Source organism: Emergencia sp. JLR.KK010 (genome assembly GCF_037018265.1).
In the GTDB taxonomy this organism is placed as follows: Bacteria; Bacillota; Clostridia; order Peptostreptococcales; family Anaerovoracaceae; genus Senimuribacter; species Senimuribacter intestinalis.
The window spans coordinates 543329-558313 of record NZ_CP143550.1 but is presented as its reverse complement, the minus strand read 5'-3'; the positions used below and the strand labels follow the sequence as shown (position 1 = coordinate 558313).

16 protein-coding genes are annotated in these 14985 nt (G+C 39.6%); 2 read left to right on the top strand and 14 right to left on the bottom strand.

Annotated elements, in window-relative coordinates:
• Window positions 1-3: 3 nt before the first annotated feature.
• The 5 genes from V1225_RS02710 to V1225_RS02690 all read right to left on the bottom strand — a co-directional run bounded on the left by V1225_RS02710 (window position 4) and on the right by V1225_RS02690 (window position 5883).
• Window positions 4-1383 (bottom strand): hypothetical protein, encoded by a 1380-nt coding sequence (locus tag V1225_RS02710; RefSeq protein WP_160201040.1) that lies wholly within the window; start codon window positions 1381-1383, stop codon window positions 4-6.
• Between the two features lie 81 nt (window positions 1384-1464).
• Entirely contained in the window at window positions 1465-2745 is a 1281-nt protein-coding gene (locus V1225_RS02705) for a HAMP domain-containing sensor histidine kinase (protein ID WP_160201039.1), read from the bottom strand.
• Window positions 2742-3425: a response regulator transcription factor gene (locus tag V1225_RS02700; protein ID WP_330588324.1), complete on the bottom strand. Its 684-nt coding sequence runs from the start codon at window positions 3423-3425 to the stop codon at window positions 2742-2744. Before V1225_RS02700 ends, V1225_RS02705 begins: the two co-directional genes overlap by 4 nt.
• 132 nt (window positions 3426-3557) lie before the next feature.
• Window positions 3558-4709, bottom strand: coding sequence for a PepSY domain-containing protein (locus V1225_RS02695; RefSeq protein ID WP_251614093.1), 1152 nt, complete (start codon window positions 4707-4709; stop codon window positions 3558-3560).
• A gap of 199 nt (window positions 4710-4908) precedes the next feature.
• The gene (locus V1225_RS02690) at window positions 4909-5883 is read right to left on the bottom strand and encodes a DUF4143 domain-containing protein (RefSeq protein WP_338547527.1); all 975 of its coding nucleotides are present in this window, start codon (window positions 5881-5883) and stop codon (window positions 4909-4911) included.
• 279 nt (window positions 5884-6162) lie between these two features.
• Between V1225_RS02690 and V1225_RS02685 the strand changes: the two genes are divergently transcribed.
• Together V1225_RS02685 and V1225_RS02680 are read left to right on the top strand one after the other, a co-directional pair.
• The gene (locus V1225_RS02685) at window positions 6163-6840 is read left to right on the top strand and encodes a response regulator transcription factor (protein ID WP_160201036.1); all 678 of its coding nucleotides are present in this window, start codon (window positions 6163-6165) and stop codon (window positions 6838-6840) included.
• A complete protein-coding gene (locus V1225_RS02680) occupies window positions 6841-8232 on the top strand; it encodes a HAMP domain-containing sensor histidine kinase (RefSeq protein WP_338547526.1) in 1392 nt (463 codons plus the stop codon).
• Window positions 8233-8332: 100 nt separating this feature from the next.
• Here V1225_RS02680 and V1225_RS02675 read toward each other — a convergent pair whose 3' ends face one another.
• From V1225_RS02675 to V1225_RS02635, 9 genes are all read right to left on the bottom strand, one after another.
• Window positions 8333-8680: a HepT-like ribonuclease domain-containing protein gene (locus V1225_RS02675; protein WP_251630695.1), complete on the bottom strand. Its 348-nt coding sequence runs from the start codon at window positions 8678-8680 to the stop codon at window positions 8333-8335.
• Entirely contained in the window at window positions 8658-8960 is a 303-nt protein-coding gene (locus tag V1225_RS02670; protein WP_160201033.1) for a nucleotidyltransferase domain-containing protein, read from the bottom strand. Before V1225_RS02670 ends, V1225_RS02675 begins: the two co-directional genes overlap by 23 nt.
• A 91-nt stretch (window positions 8961-9051) precedes the next feature.
• Window positions 9052-9726 carry a hypothetical protein gene (locus V1225_RS02665; protein ID WP_160201032.1) on the bottom strand — a complete coding sequence of 225 codons (675 nt, stop codon included), beginning with the start codon at window positions 9724-9726 and terminating at the stop codon, window positions 9052-9054.
• Between the two features lie 377 nt (window positions 9727-10103).
• Window positions 10104-10271: a hypothetical protein gene (locus V1225_RS02660; RefSeq protein ID WP_160201031.1), complete on the bottom strand. Its 168-nt coding sequence runs from the start codon at window positions 10269-10271 to the stop codon at window positions 10104-10106.
• Between the two features lie 92 nt (window positions 10272-10363).
• The gene (locus tag V1225_RS02655) at window positions 10364-11209 is read right to left on the bottom strand and encodes a hypothetical protein (RefSeq protein ID WP_251614077.1); all 846 of its coding nucleotides are present in this window, start codon (window positions 11207-11209) and stop codon (window positions 10364-10366) included.
• 143 nt (window positions 11210-11352) lie between these two features.
• Entirely contained in the window at window positions 11353-11550 is a 198-nt protein-coding gene (locus tag V1225_RS02650; RefSeq protein WP_251614075.1) for a hypothetical protein, read from the bottom strand.
• A gap of 109 nt (window positions 11551-11659) precedes the next feature.
• A complete protein-coding gene (locus V1225_RS02645) occupies window positions 11660-12112 on the bottom strand; it encodes a hypothetical protein (protein ID WP_251614073.1) in 453 nt (150 codons plus the stop codon).
• A gap of 310 nt (window positions 12113-12422) precedes the next feature.
• On the bottom strand, window positions 12423-12635 hold the full coding sequence (locus V1225_RS02640; RefSeq protein ID WP_160201027.1) for a PF20097 family protein: 213 nt from the start codon (window positions 12633-12635) through the stop codon (window positions 12423-12425).
• 349 nt (window positions 12636-12984) lie between these two features.
• Entirely contained in the window at window positions 12985-14985 is a 2001-nt protein-coding gene (locus V1225_RS02635) for a hypothetical protein (RefSeq protein WP_338547525.1), read from the bottom strand.

The following is a 14985-nucleotide window of genomic DNA, read 5'->3' as shown; positions in this document are numbered from 1 at the left end:
CTATTACATGCCATTACTGGTCATCTTGATTTTCTCATATTTTTCTTTACCGCTGTAAAGGTCTTCCTTATCAATTAAAGCGAATTTATTGGCGTGAATGTTATCCTGATCCGGATAGATTGGATCGATTTCCGCGTCGTAATCATAGACGACCAGGAATTGAGTCGGCGTTTCAGCCCTGATTTCCAATCCGTAATTTCCATAGTGATTTTTTAGCCCGGACTTTTCTAAAGACCCGTCGTCCAAATGGATAAAATAGTTAATTGGATCGGTCAGGACTCCATTGTCATCGCTTCCCCACGGCCAGCAAATCAGCACGTCATCATAAATATCGTTGAGATTGTTGTAAGGCGTCTTGCAAAACTCCTCTTTCTTCCCAGTTTCGATATCCATTTTCCAGATGATATCCTCCCCTTCATTGGCTATATAGAGGTACTGCCCTTTGCTGAACAAATTTCCCAGTTTATCGTTCTTGTGCCTATAAATCTCTTTTTTCTCACCGCTCTCAACATCAAAGAGCATATACACCGATTCTGATGCCAAAAGGGCCTCTCGCATCTTATCGTCATCATCCTTTTCTTCTTCCGTCAATTCGTGATCATACTGCATGTAACTGAGTAGCAGCTGATTTTCGTAACAGCCAACGATTCCTCTATCTTGCTCCATATCGCAAATCTTCTCTTCTTTCCAGCTATCTATATCCACTCTGAGCAGTCGTCTACCCTCTGAGGATACGGAAGTAGTGTTTGCGTCCTTCTTCTCGCTTTTTAATTCCTTTGCGATAAAATACAGTCCGTTGTCATCATTGAGAATCGTCTTCTCTATCGTCAACCCCTCCTCAAAGGTATAAACTTTTTCCCGCTGCGTGCCATCAGGTTTCATTCTGTAAAGGACTGCCGGTTCGCACGCCAGTGAATTGTCAATTGGAGATCCGTCAGCAATAGCGCTGTCATCATAGCTGATTGTAGTCGACGTCACTCCATCATTATCATAAGGATGGGTAAATAAATACAAATAATCCTTATAATAAAACAGCGAGTTTTCCATTCCCACATTGTCTCCGCCGATATAGGAAGTACATTCCTGCGTATCGTGCTTGCAGCCGGGACTGTTGCAAAGGTATACCTCCTGCTTGCTCTCATAGTCGATGTACATCAGGTTGGTGCCTTCTCCATTGATGTAGTAATAGCCGTGGTCTGCCTCGCAGTCATTGTAAATAGATTCTGACGTTAAAAGAGATAATTCTCCCCTGATTTCGCTGTCGGCATTTCCCTTTTCTCCTACGCCTCCAGTTCCTCCGCCGCTTTTACAGCCTGTCAGCGTTCCCACCGCACCTGCTGCAAGTACTGCGCAAAGCAATGTCAAAAACAGTTTTTTCCTCATAAAAAAACCTCCTCATATTTTCATCTTCTGAGGAGATTTTAATAAGAAAAAGTCAAAATTCCGTCAAGGTTTTCCTTCTTTTTATTCTTTTTTCGCGAGAATTGTTATTTCAACCTGTCCCCCGCCTTCCGGACGATTAGAAATCTTCAGCGCGCCGCCGTGCTTTTCGCAGAGAATTCGGCAAATAATCAGTCCCATTCCCATGTGAGCGCCCTCCTGATTTACCGCCAGATTATATCGATTTTTCACTTTCAACACCTCCGGTGAGAACCCAGGCCCATCGTCAGAGACAGAAATCCGCAGCATTTCATCGTAAAACGCCGCATGAATCCAGATTTTTTCTTTCGCGAATCGCAATGCGTTGGTAACAATGTTTTCTAAAATACGGTAAAGAATCTGGCTATCCACCATGATAGAGCATGGTTCTATGGAAATCTCAGTTTCTACAGAAAGCCATTTTTGCTCCACCATATTGGCAAAATCCTCCGTCATGTCAGAAAGTAAATCCGGAAGTCTACAGGGTCTTTTTTGTATTTCCAAATCCTCAAGACGCTGAATATCACAGATTGATTCGGTATAGCGGCTGAGCCTCTTTGCGGCGGCGGAAAGATTCGCAAGCGTATGTCCAAGCTTCTCAGAAGATAGACTGCCGGTCTGGGCTTTCTCCTGCAAATATTCCGTATACCCTTCGATAATTGCAATCGGGTTTCGCAAATCGTGGGCAAGAGACGCCTGCAGCACTCTCCGTTCCTCCAGCATGTGCCACAAAACCCTGTTGTTTTCATACATAGCTTTCCGCATGGCTTCAAAGGAATCACAGAGCCTGCCCATCTCATCTCGGCTTTCATAGTACACCTCAAAATCCAAATTCTCCTCTGCGATATTTTCTGTCGCTTCTGTCAAAATCTTAATAGGCGGATCTAGCTTCTTCCGATAAAACCAAAGGGCGGAAATCAGCGTTCCGGCAATAGAATACAGCGCGGGCAACAATACCTTGCAGGTGGAGAGCCCAGAATACGCTACTTTCCTTTTCGGTGACAAAGAGTCATAACTTCGTTCAATTTTCTCGATGGAATAAGTAGTCACTTCTCTTCCGATTTGAACCAAAATCGCGTCAAGCTGTTCCTCTAAGGTTGGCGCTTTCACTTTTTCACCAAATTCCAACCGTAGTTTCTGTTCTTTCTGATTCCCGCTTTCATCGACAGTCAATATATGAAGATAGGCTGCGTTAGCGTCCGGCAAAATGGCCTTCTGCAGCCTACCACAACCCCATATTGTTACAACGGACAGACTGGCAATAACTGCAACTGCTATCAGCATGGTACTGATAAAGGTATGCTTCAAAGATTTTTCTTTCCTCATTTATTCCACCTGTAACCCATTCCCCAAATGGTTTCTATATACTCTTTCCCTGTCGCTTTCACAAGCTTAGCCCTGATTTTGCGAATGTGTTCCTTTACCACTGCGCTGTCACCCTCTGCTGCAAATCCCCATACTTCCTCATAAATTCTTTCCCTGTCAAAAATTTGTCCAGCATTTTCAAGCAAAAATCCTATAATTAAGAATTCCCTTTTAGAAAGAGGAATTTCTTTCCCCATATAGGTTGCTTTCTGCCCTGTCAAGTCTACCATCAGGTTTTGTGACGTCAAAAGAGAAATTTTCTTTGTTCCTCTGGCATCCCTGCGCAAATGTGCCTCCACCCGTGCCGTTAGTTCTGCCAAACTAAATGGCTTTGTAATATAATCATCCCCACCAATAGAAAGCCCATTGACCTTGTCCTGCTCTGTAATTCGTGCGGTCAGAAACAAAATCGGACAACATACCAGACCTCTGACCTGTTTACAGAACTCCAGTCCGTCGATGCCTGGCATGTTAATATCAAGTAGAATTAAATCCGGTTTTACAGAAAGCTGTGCAAGCGCCTCGTCCCCGTTTAGCGCCGTGTAAACCAGATATCCCTTTTCCCGAAAATGATTCGCAAGAAGCTCTGTCAGGCTTCTTTCATCATCTACCACTAAAAGCTTTCGTGTCATGGCTGTCATTGCTCTCTTCCTTTCCTACTCTTTTCTTTAATTTTACCAAAGAAAAGTCAAGATTTTGTCAAGAAAAAGAAAAAAATACGGTCTGCCATATAATTTCTTTGGCAGACCACACTTACTCATCTTTATTCTGTTTTAGTCATCCCAGTCATCATCGTCCCAGTCATCATCGTCATCCCAATCATCATCCCAATCGTCATCATCATCAATGCGTTCCTTATCCCAGTCAATAATCACCCCTGAGGAAGCGTTAATTTCAAATTCATACTCATAATTACCCAAAACTGCTTCGCCTTCATAGATATAGATTCCATCGTCCCTTTCCAGCTTCAGTTCTGTGATGGTTGCACCCGGAATCTTTGCAAGAACGATAGCTTTCGCTTTTTCGAAAGAAATTTTTCCACTTTCATTTCCGCCGGAAGTACTGCTTCCCTGAGAATTTCCATTGCTGGAGTTTTGATTATTGTTTCCACCATTTCCGTTATTGGTGCTTCCGTTATTCGTATCATCACTCCAATCATCTTTGTCATCGTAGTTAAGGTAAGCGTCATGCTCATTCTCTAAGGTAACTTTTCCGGTCTTAGCGTCCACGATATAGTCGTATTCGATACCGTCCTTTACCAGCTCAACCTCGTAATAATAGGTTCCGTTCTTTTTGTCTAGGTCAATATCCTTGATAAAACCACCGCCAGCAGCTTGCAACACAGCCTTTTCAACTTCGCCGTAGGAAAGGAACTCTCCGCTCTGACTATCGTCTTTGTCATCAGTAGGAATGGTCACTGCTGTGCCGTATTTTACAGTACTTTCCAAAATAACGCCCGTCACCGGATGCACTTCAGCATCACCATAAAAGTCATTAGACTTAAAATCCGCCTGATATTCATACAGTCCATTGTCTTTCTTTAAGGTTACACTGACGCTGGTAACGCCGGCAAATTTTTCTTTAATAATCTTTTCCACATCGGCTTCCTTCAGCTCTACCTTCTCGCTACCCATGTCGTCATCCAGCTGACTTTCCACCTTTTTCACTTTTTTCGTGTTCTTGCTGACTTCTACCTCAAAGCTTTCGCTGTTGCTGTCATCGCGGAACATAACCTCGTATTTGTTCTGTTCCTCCTCGCTGGTCACAAAAGTTGCTGTTTCCGGCACGTAGCCTTTGGCAATTTCCTTCGCTTCATCTAAGGTCAGCGCCTGTGTAAAAGATGTCGATACAACGATAGCGGCAATCACGACTACAGCAACAATTGCTGCTGCAATGCCGGTTTTTTTGTTCACAAATTTATCCATACTATACCTCCATAAGAATTTTTCCCTTAGGTTTATTCTCCCGATTATGTGGATAGAATACACCCGAAAAATGAAAGGAAAATGAAATTTTTTCGAGTTTGGGAAAAATTTATAAAAGCGGTGTCATATACAGCGGTAAGAATAAAATCCCATTTTCTTCCTTTAAATCTCCTCCATGTAATACATAAGCCACATGCAGCTATTCTTTATATTTATTCTTGAATTTCTGTAAAGAAACCAAAGTATAATTTTTACCTGATTTCACCTCTATTGGTGAAATATTATGTCTTGTGCTAATTTTGCTTTTTGCAATCAGAAAATCAATTTTCATACGAGATGCCGCATCTTCTCTGGAAGAATTTGTGTAAAAATAAAGCTTATGCCCGCTTGCCGCAAGCATCTGCGCTACGATGTTTTCTACAATCATGCCTTTGTTTACTTCCAGTTTATCAAATAAAAGTTTCTTATAAATTTCCTCACTTACTATGCCGTTTTCATCAAAAGCATGGCTGATTAGAAGCCCTGTATCTGCCATATAACATTTCAGACGCAGGCGATCCATATTCAGACGCAGACCAATATTGGGTTCCGTGGAATTATAGCATATGTTTACAATCATTGCGTCATTTAGCCAGAACAAAGCATCCTCATACTCCCGATAGCGAGCTTCTTTTTTTAAGGAGGATAATTTAAATTTCTTATCATGTTTTTGCAGCTGTGCAGGAATATCATCAAAAATTTGTGCAACTTTCATTTCATAGCCCGCCGCATGCTTCATAATGTCGGCACGATATAGCTCCAATATATCGCGCTTTATTCGATCAACTCTGTCGAAATCGCGTCCTTCCACATAAGCTGCTACCGCCTGAGGCATTCCACCAACAATAAGATACTGCCTGAAGTAATCCATTGCCTTCCGATGAAATGCCTGACCCACAGGTTTCTTCTCATTAAAACGATTTCTTATATAATCCATTATCGTTTCATTCCCCAACGCCCATAAAAATTCTTCAAAATCAAAAGGAAACATTTTCATATGGCGTTCTTCAGAAGGTATTAAAATATCCTGCACATTTTTCTTAATTGTCATCAAGGAGCCTGTTTCAATATAATCATAACGACTGTCTGCGACAAGATATTTAATCTCTTTGCTGGCGCGGTTAAAGTCAATCAAAATATAGCTTTTGTATTCTGCCTTAGCAAATGCCTCTGCAATGTAACTTTTGCCAACGCGGCGTGCGCCATCAATTAGCAAAGCAGTCTGTCCTTTATCAGTTTCTTTCCACTCTAAAATCTTGTTATATAGCTTCCTTTTCATGTCCTCATCTCCTTTATTTCACGAATTCAAGATTTCTTGGTTCTTTTATGGATTCTTGAAAAAAACTTGTATTTTTTCACAGATAAAATATAATAAAAGTGTAATTCTAGTGTAACTGATTTGGAGAAAACTATTATGAAATTACTTATTGTAGAAGATGAGAAAAGACTTTGCCAGACGGTCGCCAAACACCTGAAGGCAGAGGGTTATGCGGTGGATTTTTGCCATGACGGAAAAGACGCTTTCGACTATATGGCAGGAACCGAATACGACGCAGTCATTTTGGACATCATGCTGCCCGGACTTGATGGCATTTCAGTACTAAAAACCATGCGAAGCCAAAAGGTAAAAACGCCGGTGCTTTTGCTCACTGCAAAAAATACCATTGAAGATAAAGTAAAAGGTCTTGACAGTGGCGCAGACGATTACCTGACTAAACCTTTTTCGCTGGAAGAGCTTTCCGCAAGAATTCGTGTCATGATACGCAGAAGCGGAATCGAAAGGGTAGACAGTCAGATTTCCGCAGGTCCTCTGACCCTGGATACAGACAGAAAGGTTGCGCTGCGTGAAGGAAAAGAAATTCCCCTCACTGCAAAAGAATACGCCATTTTAGAATATCTCATGCACAACAAAGGCATTGTCCTTTCCAGAGACAAAATGATGAACCACATCTGGAACTACGACTACGAGGGCAGCAGCAACATCATCGATGTGTACATTCGCACTTTGCGAAACAAGATTGACGCTGACTTTGAGGTGAAGTTGATTCAGACCGTTCGCGGTCTTGGCTATGTAATAAAGGACGAAACATAAATGATAAGGATGAAAAACAGTTCCATCAAAAAACGGGTTACGCTGTACTACTCTCTCGTCCTGATTCTCATTACGTTGCTCCTGACAGGTGTATTTCTTCTCACCGCCAGCAGGCAGGTGACACTGGTTTCCAAGGACACCCTTATGGGCGCTGTACAAAACTCCTTTGATGACATCGAATGCAAAGACAATATTATTCAGGTCGACAACGATTTTGACGCTTACACCAAAGGCGTTACTCTGCTCATTTACAGTGAAGGCGGCACTCTAATAAAGGGTTCCACGCCGCGGGATTTTCCTTCCTATATGCCACTGCAAAACGGTGATTATCAGGAATTTGATTCCGGCGAGGATATCTGGCTGATTTATGATTTATATAATACTTTCGAAAATGGACAGGGCATTTGGGTCAGAGGCATTTATGCCATGGACGGCACCCTGCAAACTTTGCGTACAATTATTTATGTCACTTTGGTTGCACTTCCGCTGCTGCTTCTTGCAGCTATTTTAGCAGGGCGCAGAATTACCAATCGCGCCTTTGTTCCTGTTGCGAAAATTACCGCCGCCGCAAACACCATCGGCACTGGACAGGATCTGTCCAAACGGCTTCCGCAGGGCGAGGTAAAAGACGAGCTTTACGATTTATCACAGACTTTAAACGACATGATGGAGCGGCTGGAAAACGCCTTTCTGGCTGAGAAAGAATTTTCTTCCGACGTTTCTCATGAACTGAAAACACCGATTTCCGTTATTTTGACGGAGTGTGAATACACCTTGCAGCAAAATCGCAGTGCAGCGGAATACCAAGAATCCCTCGAAACGATTCAGAAGCAGTGTAAGCGCACCATGTCGCTGATTCAGCAGCTTTTGCAGATTTCCCGCACGATTAATCGCGCAGACGCTATCGAACAGGAAACCTTTGACCTGTCTATTCTTTGCGAAAGCATTGTCAGCGAGCTTTCTCTGATGGCAGAAGAAAAAGGAACTACCCTGCAGTGTGACATTGCTCCGGAAATTTCTATTTATGCCGATGAGACGCTACTCATGCGCATGATTATGAACCTGATTACCAACAGCATCAAATATCGCAGAGAACAAGTGGATTCCTATGTAAAGCTGACCTTGCGCCGCAGCGACAACATCGTAATTACAGTGGAAGACAATGGAATCGGAATCAAAAAAGAAGACCTGCCAAATATTTTCAACAGGTTTTATAAAGTCGATAAAGCCAGAACTGCAGACGACGGCAGTTTTGGACTGGGTCTTTCTATGGTAAAATGGATTGCTGAAACCCACGGCGGCAGCGTCAGTGCCGAAAGCGATTTCGGGCGAGGCAGTAAGTTTACAGTTGCGCTGCCCCTCGGAAGTTCTGTTACTGAGCGGCTCCACTAAGACCGGCAAAGTTTGTTGATTCGCCAAAATGTTTGCTATTTTACAAACAAATTGCTGATTTTAACAAACTCCAAACGCTATCGCTCTTGTGCAAATCTTTTTAAATAATGATTTTTTGTAAAGCGTCTCCAAGTTCAGGGATATCTTTTATTAATGTTTCCCAAACAATTTCAAAGTTAATATTGTCATAGTCATGTGCGTGAAGATTACGCATTGCCTTGATTGCATACCAAGGAATCTCTGCATGATGCTCTAAAAAATCTTCACTTAAGCGTGAAACAAGTTCTCCAATTTGGATAATGCACATATTACAAGAATATTGATATGAAATGTCAGTTTGATATAACTCAAAATTTCTCTCATATTTATCCATTAATGCTTCAATATCCTTACAATAACTAAGCATTTTACGAATAGTTATGACATCATCTATTGGATCTCTTTTCATATAGCAAAATCTCCTCTCCCATAATTCTATTTAAAAAATCCTTATCCTTAATACCTGTCGTAACTACATCAACATGACAATTCAAGGTGTCTTCCAACTCATGCACAAATGAAAAATATTGGATTAATCCTTGTAAATCCCCTTTATCTATAAGCAAATCTACATCGCTATCATCGTCCGCTTCCCCTCTTGCGTAGGAGCCAAATAAACTCATGCTCTTAATGCCGTAAGACTCGGCAACAGGTATAGTTTTTTCTTTTATGAATTCTACCGTATACATAAAATCACTCCTTTTTATTTACTATAGCATATTTTCAGCACTTAATGCAACTACCGAAAACTTTTTTCAGAGGACTCCAAAGCCACAGTTATTATAACTTTTTCTGCTTCTTTAGCACAACTGCAACGATTGCAATATACGCTGCACCCAGCAGGAGACTAGTCAATCTTTCCGCACCGACGAACTTAAAAACAGACCAAATGCCCATTTCCAGCAGCGGGGTGAGGAGAAACGGCTCAATAAAAATATTCAGCAGCCAGAAAATAGACCACGCTACCCTGCAAGCAGTTTCTGCGTTCTTCATTTTCTTACAGCAAATCGCCATCAACGGAAAAAAGCTCAAACACATAACAGTCCCGCCAATTATTTTAGAAAGAACTGCCCAAAACAGAGAACCCCCGACCTGCAGATTGCCGTCAAAATCCACATAAAGCGGTAAATTGAAGCTAAGGGTCAGGTAGTCCTTTTTCAGATACTGGCATACGAAAAATACCAATATGAACACCGTGTTATAGCAAAGCAACAGCGCCGTCTTACTGCAAATCAGCTGCGTCAGCGATACATGCAGCTCCAGCACGCTGCCGTCTTCACAAAAAACAGATTTATTCAGCATCGTATTCAAATACCGCACTGAAAAAATAAGCGCTAGAAGAGAACCTGCTGCTGCCCCTACGTTAAATACGTCCAACAAGGTTATAAGCAGCGTAATCCCCAAAAGAACAAGTAGAAAATCCCTGCAAGTGTTCCTCAAATCTCTAAAAAACATGGCTCTCTCCTTTCGCTAAAATACTATAATGAGTTAATTACTTATTTTAAGAGAAATCATATTCCATTGCAACAGAAAAGAAATAAGTGGTCAAAATTTGGGAGTTATTTACAGTTTTTATGTGTAATGGATAACAACATTGAACTACATAAAATTTATACAAAATATTTTTACCCTTAATTAAACCCGTTATCATAAAGCATTCCCAAGCAGAAAATTGATGGAAACAAAAAACACATAAAAGCAAATGTAATGCTTCCACTTATCCACAACGCAAAAAAACTTAGGAAAATAGAACTAGGAATAATCACATATTTCGTATAAGTCTCCTGACTTTAAATTTACATAATCTGTATGCTTAATTGATATATAACATCTTAATCTTTGTTAAAAGTTTCATCATAAAGCATTCCCAAACAAAAAACCGAAGGTAATAAAAAGCAAACAATTCCAAAGAAATTTGCTTCTCCTCTGAATAATGCCACATCTATCCACATTCCGAAAAAGCCTAACAAAAATGAAACCGGAATAATTACATATTTCATACTAACACCTCCATATTTTTATTTCTCCTTTATCCGTAATACCTCGTCAACTCTATATCTCTATATTTCTTTGTAATATATTGTTTTATATCTTAATAAATTTCCCCTTTTATACCCCTCTCAAATACAAAGGAAGTCTCTAAATAATATCCATCCTGCTTCTTTACCAAATAAAGAGGTTTCTGGTTTAATGTCATATCCTGGCTCCCAAAGTCTGTCTGCAGCATGGGAGACATGTAACCCAAGCCTTCGATATAACCTAAATACGACCCGCTAATACCCTCTTCGATTTTCCAGCAAACCTTGACATCGCTTCGCCCTTCCGGCACTTTAATTTGTTCCAGATTTGACGCTGAACTGGATGCCGCTGCTAAAAGAAACGTTGCTTTTTCCCTTTCGTAATTTGAGAATTCTACCATCAACTTCCCTAATAAGTTCTGCGCAATATCTGGAATCTGCATCTTCTCGTCTTCCGCTTCTTTTATGGAAATAAAAGGAACTAGGCTGCTTGCATCAATGGAAGTAATCCAGCCTTTGCCTTTCTTTTCCGCATCGCTTTCAATTTTGACCGGCGTAATACTTTCGATACTCCAATCTCCTTCTGCGCTTTGTTTCAGCGTATAATCAGCCTCCACTTCCATCTCTAAAACTGACTTTTCCTTCGACCAGCCATAGCTGCATTGAAAGCCTCCGCGAATCATATACATGTCATCCTTCATCTCAATAAGACGGAATTCCTCCGCCGAATTAATCTCATATGCCATTATCGCAAAATTATCCGGAGATGTTTTAAACTTTTCTTCTATCAGGCGATGGGCCACGTTCAGTTCCTCACTGGCAGCCTGTTCATCGGTTGTGGAAGAGCTTTTACAGCCAAAGGTAAAAAACAAACTGACTGTCAATAGTGTGCATAACGCCAATTTAACTTTCTTCTTCATCCTATCTGCCTTTCTGATACTTTTTATTGATTTTATCTCCGCGAATCTGTCATTTTTTAAATTGCTTTACTTCCCATGGCAATTCAGTTTCTTTTCTCTTTTACAAGTTATTTCCTCAATTATATAACCTGACACAAACATGTTTATCCTTCCAGTCTCATGGCTAAATCCCCGATTATGCCCCATTCATTTAAATAATAAATCAAAAATACCAGCAATACGGTTATGATGAACTGTCTGACATAAACTTTGCTCTTATCCTCATCGGCAATTTTACCCCCACAATTGAACCATATGATTATCAGTCCCATCAAAGTCGTGATTTCACATATCAAACCCATAAACAAGATTTCATCTTTGAGCGGTTATTTAAAGACCTATTCAATCCACCAATTTCAGTTTCGATAAATATTTTCCATTATACCTGACCTGTTAGATATCATCACAGGATTATATCCACAAACTATTACCCCATATCATCAGAAAGCAATTGCGCAAGCATAAGAAAAAAATGCGGCTGATGCGAGACTGCTGTACTTTATCTGCATTAGAACATGCTTCAGAGTCTGTAGAAAGCTGCTCCATTTCTTCTTGCTGTCCCCCATAACCGATATTATCAATATTGATTGCACTACCATCTTCAAGATGATTTCCTTCGATAATTTCTTTTACCATTTTTCCATCGACATCGTTTAATACGTCAGGATTTATATTTATATGGACAGTTTCCCCATTTTCTCTTTGCACCTTAAAACTTTCCGGCAGTGTTTGACAGTATGTAAGATCAACCTCTGCAATTATCTTTTCTTCTGATACTTTCTCCATATCCGTCTCTCCGAACGCAGCTATGTTCATTCCACAAATTACTGTCAATGCGAAGAATATACTAATAAGTTTCTTCATTTTGGTTCTCCTTTCCTGCCTTAAGTGGACGAAACAAAATAATCTGGAATTATTTTGAGTTTATTACTTCCAACTAATAAATATAGATTATTCAGATAATTGTCACTATAAGTATACGTACACATCATAGAAATGTCAAGTTATATTTTATATATTTACCCGTCATTTTATATAACTTTAGAATAAAACCAATCTCTTGAAATAACCAAAAGGTTCATTTGCTTCTATGTTATATAAATATAGAGAGCGTAGATCAAACTTAGCCCGCCCTCTATTACCTTTTTATCTTGTTTTATTAAGAATAACTTTGTCATCTTTCAGAATCTACATCAATGATGACTTTTCTGCACTGTTTACATCTAAATGCTTCTATTTTGGCAACATCTATTCCCGTGGCAAGGGTTACTTCCCCTTCTTTTTCGTACAATGCCCATCGTCTTTTCCCCTGCTCACTCCATGCAAGCCTGCGGAGTCCCATAAGCTTTCCTGATGTCATTGTATTTTTACAAAATGGACATTGCATTTTAAATTCCTCCTTATCTGGAATATATTACATCATTCAAACGAAGTTTTCTCTCTATAGCTCCAACACTTGTTGCAATTCCAAGAATCCTAAGCTCTCTAGCAAAAGCTCCTCTCCCGGTGTAATATGAATTGTTTTAGCTTCTCCTCCACTTACTTTTTTGAATTCAACTTCTATATCAGCTTTATCATATAGGTCGCCATGCACCACATACTCCAGCTTTCTTGCGCCCCGAATTCAAAAGTTCATAGAACTCAATATAACTTGGTTTTTATCATCTGGGTTTTCAATCTATGCAGATTCTACTGATTTAATCTTCCAATTATCTCTCTCTTTAAATAAGTCAACGTCATAATCCCAAATAAAACCACACTGCTACAACAGGCACTACAAGAAGCAGACTGCTTAAAAACAATACGGTACTGTCATGTGTGCATTTCCTAGATAAGTAAAACAGGAACTGCCCGACCAAAATAGCTATCACACCTTTTAACAAATAGATGAAAGTTACATAAACTCCCAACGACATCTGCCATTTTATTTGAGAGAAAAGAAGCAAACTTTGCACACTGTACTGGCTTCCAGACATTTCATAGTAATTTAAAATCTGCATCGGTCTCCATACAAAAGTAATTGCTGCAGCAACAAGAGAATACATTGTACACAAAATGGTTTTTATGCGATTGCTGCCTTTAATTCCCTTTGCAGACGGTAAAATCAAGAGTTCTACAGAAGACGTTTTTTCTATAGTTCCAAGAGATGACAATGCCAAAATCATTATCAAAAAAAGCTTTGCAAAGTCGAGGAGTTCTTCTCGCCTTCCTTCCGAACCTAACAATTTATTCCATCCGGTATCATACAGATAGGCCACATTTAATCCATTTTTCCTCTGTTCTTCCACATATTGGTACTGAGTTTTCGCTCTATCAAACCCAATTTGTTCCGCCTGTCTGGGTGTCAACTTCTTAATGTAATAGTCCAATACAGTAGCACTAATTAGACCTTGCTGATATCGCTGATATTGCTTTTCAAGTTCTTCATCTAAACTCCTGAAATATTCTTCCTCCCGTTCTATCCAATCAGCTTTCTCCTTTGATAATTCTCCTGCTAGAACCTGCGAATATCTTTGGTAGTAGGCTTCTTCTTGGTCAGAGAAAAAATGATTTTCATAATAAAATAATGCCTGTATAACGAGTAGCGCTAAGAGAAGAAACAACCCCTTCTGCATAAATAACATTTTTTTACATTCCATGCTAAACAAATTTACAGAAACTCTAGTTCCACATGCTTTCATTTGAAATTTTTTCAACCATCTACTCTTTTTTGCTTCTGAAGAAGCTTCTGATATAAACAGTTTTATTGACCAAGTCAAAGAAATTATAATTGACAAAATACTTGTAACCAGTCCCGCCATTACAGCAGAAACCGGTATTCCTAAAAAGTTAAAATTCGTATAATCATTAAAAAAATGTGAAGTATCTAAAATGGCCGCTAAATTAAAATGCTTAACAGGACTGAGCCATGCATAGTCTTTTACGGTTAGCCAAAGCAACAGTTCTACACTAAGGGTTAAAATACTGCACAATATAGCATAAACATGATTACGGCAATAAATACAAAAAAGGAAAAATACACTGTTGGTTGCAGTAACAGCAAGCCATTTACACAAAAGGAACAACCAAAAATATGTCCGGATATTGATTGCAAAAGGACTTGCAAAATATCCCTCTAAAGATTGAATTGCCGCATCTCCATTCCCTAGTGAATTTATTACCGCAGCTAGAAAATAATTTGTACCGTAAAACAAAATAGTAAGAATCAGTGCTCCTAAAACAAATGTCACATACTTAGCAAAAATCAGTCTGCCCTTTCCATTTAGAGTAGGCTTAAGCAAATGCAATAGCCCTTCTGCTCTTTCCTGTAGCATAAGCTGAATCAACAGTGCTAAAACAGAAAAGAGAAGAAGACAATCTGTCATACGATAATCCGTCACATAACGTAATCCTGTCGGATAATCAGGTTCCAACTCAATTCCGTGAAGCCGACTATATGCGTTTTTAGTTTTTTCCAAGTTTTTTCTATTGAAGTAACTTGTATTAAAAATAGCAGTATTCTGCATATCTTCTGCTTGCAATTCAATGCTTAAGAGAAATGCTTCATAAGACTCATTTTTATTTTCACTTCTATTTTCTGTCCAACTATCTTCCTGGAAAGTTTCTTTTTTTTCAAAGTCACCTGTAATCTGTTCTAAAACTAATATTCCATTTAAAATAAAAATCAGTGGTAGAAAAATAAAAAGAAATCTCCATTGGAAGAGTTTTTTCCATTCAAATTTTATCAGATTCCCCAC

Excerpts from the sequence above, each read along its gene's own strand:
- V1225_RS02645 (WP_251614073.1), bottom strand. The coding sequence starts at position 12,112 with ATGAAGAAACTTATTAGTATATTCTTCGCATTGACAGTAATTTGTGGA.
- V1225_RS02660 (WP_160201031.1), bottom strand. The coding sequence starts at position 10,271 with ATGAAATATGTAATTATTCCGGTTTCATTTTTGTTAGGCTTTTTCGGA.
- V1225_RS02710 (WP_160201040.1), bottom strand. The coding sequence starts at position 1,383 with ATGAGGAAAAAACTGTTTTTGACATTGCTTTGCGCAGTACTTGCAGCA.
- V1225_RS02650 (WP_251614075.1), bottom strand. The coding sequence starts at position 11,550 with ATGGGTTTGATATGTGAAATCACGACTTTGATGGGACTGATAATCATA.
- V1225_RS02705 (WP_160201039.1), bottom strand. The coding sequence starts at position 2,745 with ATGAGGAAAGAAAAATCTTTGAAGCATACCTTTATCAGTACCATGCTG.
- V1225_RS02655 (WP_251614077.1), bottom strand. The coding sequence starts at position 11,209 with ATGAAGAAGAAAGTTAAATTGGCGTTATGCACACTATTGACAGTCAGT.
- V1225_RS02695 (WP_251614093.1), bottom strand. The coding sequence starts at position 4,709 with ATGGATAAATTTGTGAACAAAAAAACCGGCATTGCAGCAGCAATTGTT.
- V1225_RS02640 (WP_160201027.1), bottom strand. The coding sequence starts at position 12,635 with ATGCAATGTCCATTTTGTAAAAATACAATGACATCAGGAAAGCTTATG.
- V1225_RS02680 (WP_338547526.1), top strand. The coding sequence starts at position 6,841 with ATGATAAGGATGAAAAACAGTTCCATCAAAAAACGGGTTACGCTGTAC.
- V1225_RS02675 (WP_251630695.1), bottom strand. The coding sequence starts at position 8,680 with ATGAAAAGAGATCCAATAGATGATGTCATAACTATTCGTAAAATGCTT.
- V1225_RS02665 (WP_160201032.1), bottom strand. The coding sequence starts at position 9,726 with ATGTTTTTTAGAGATTTGAGGAACACTTGCAGGGATTTTCTACTTGTT.
- V1225_RS02685 (WP_160201036.1), top strand. The coding sequence starts at position 6,163 with ATGAAATTACTTATTGTAGAAGATGAGAAAAGACTTTGCCAGACGGTC.
- V1225_RS02670 (WP_160201033.1), bottom strand. The coding sequence starts at position 8,960 with ATGTATACGGTAGAATTCATAAAAGAAAAAACTATACCTGTTGCCGAG.
- V1225_RS02700 (WP_330588324.1), bottom strand. The coding sequence starts at position 3,425 with ATGACAGCCATGACACGAAAGCTTTTAGTGGTAGATGATGAAAGAAGC.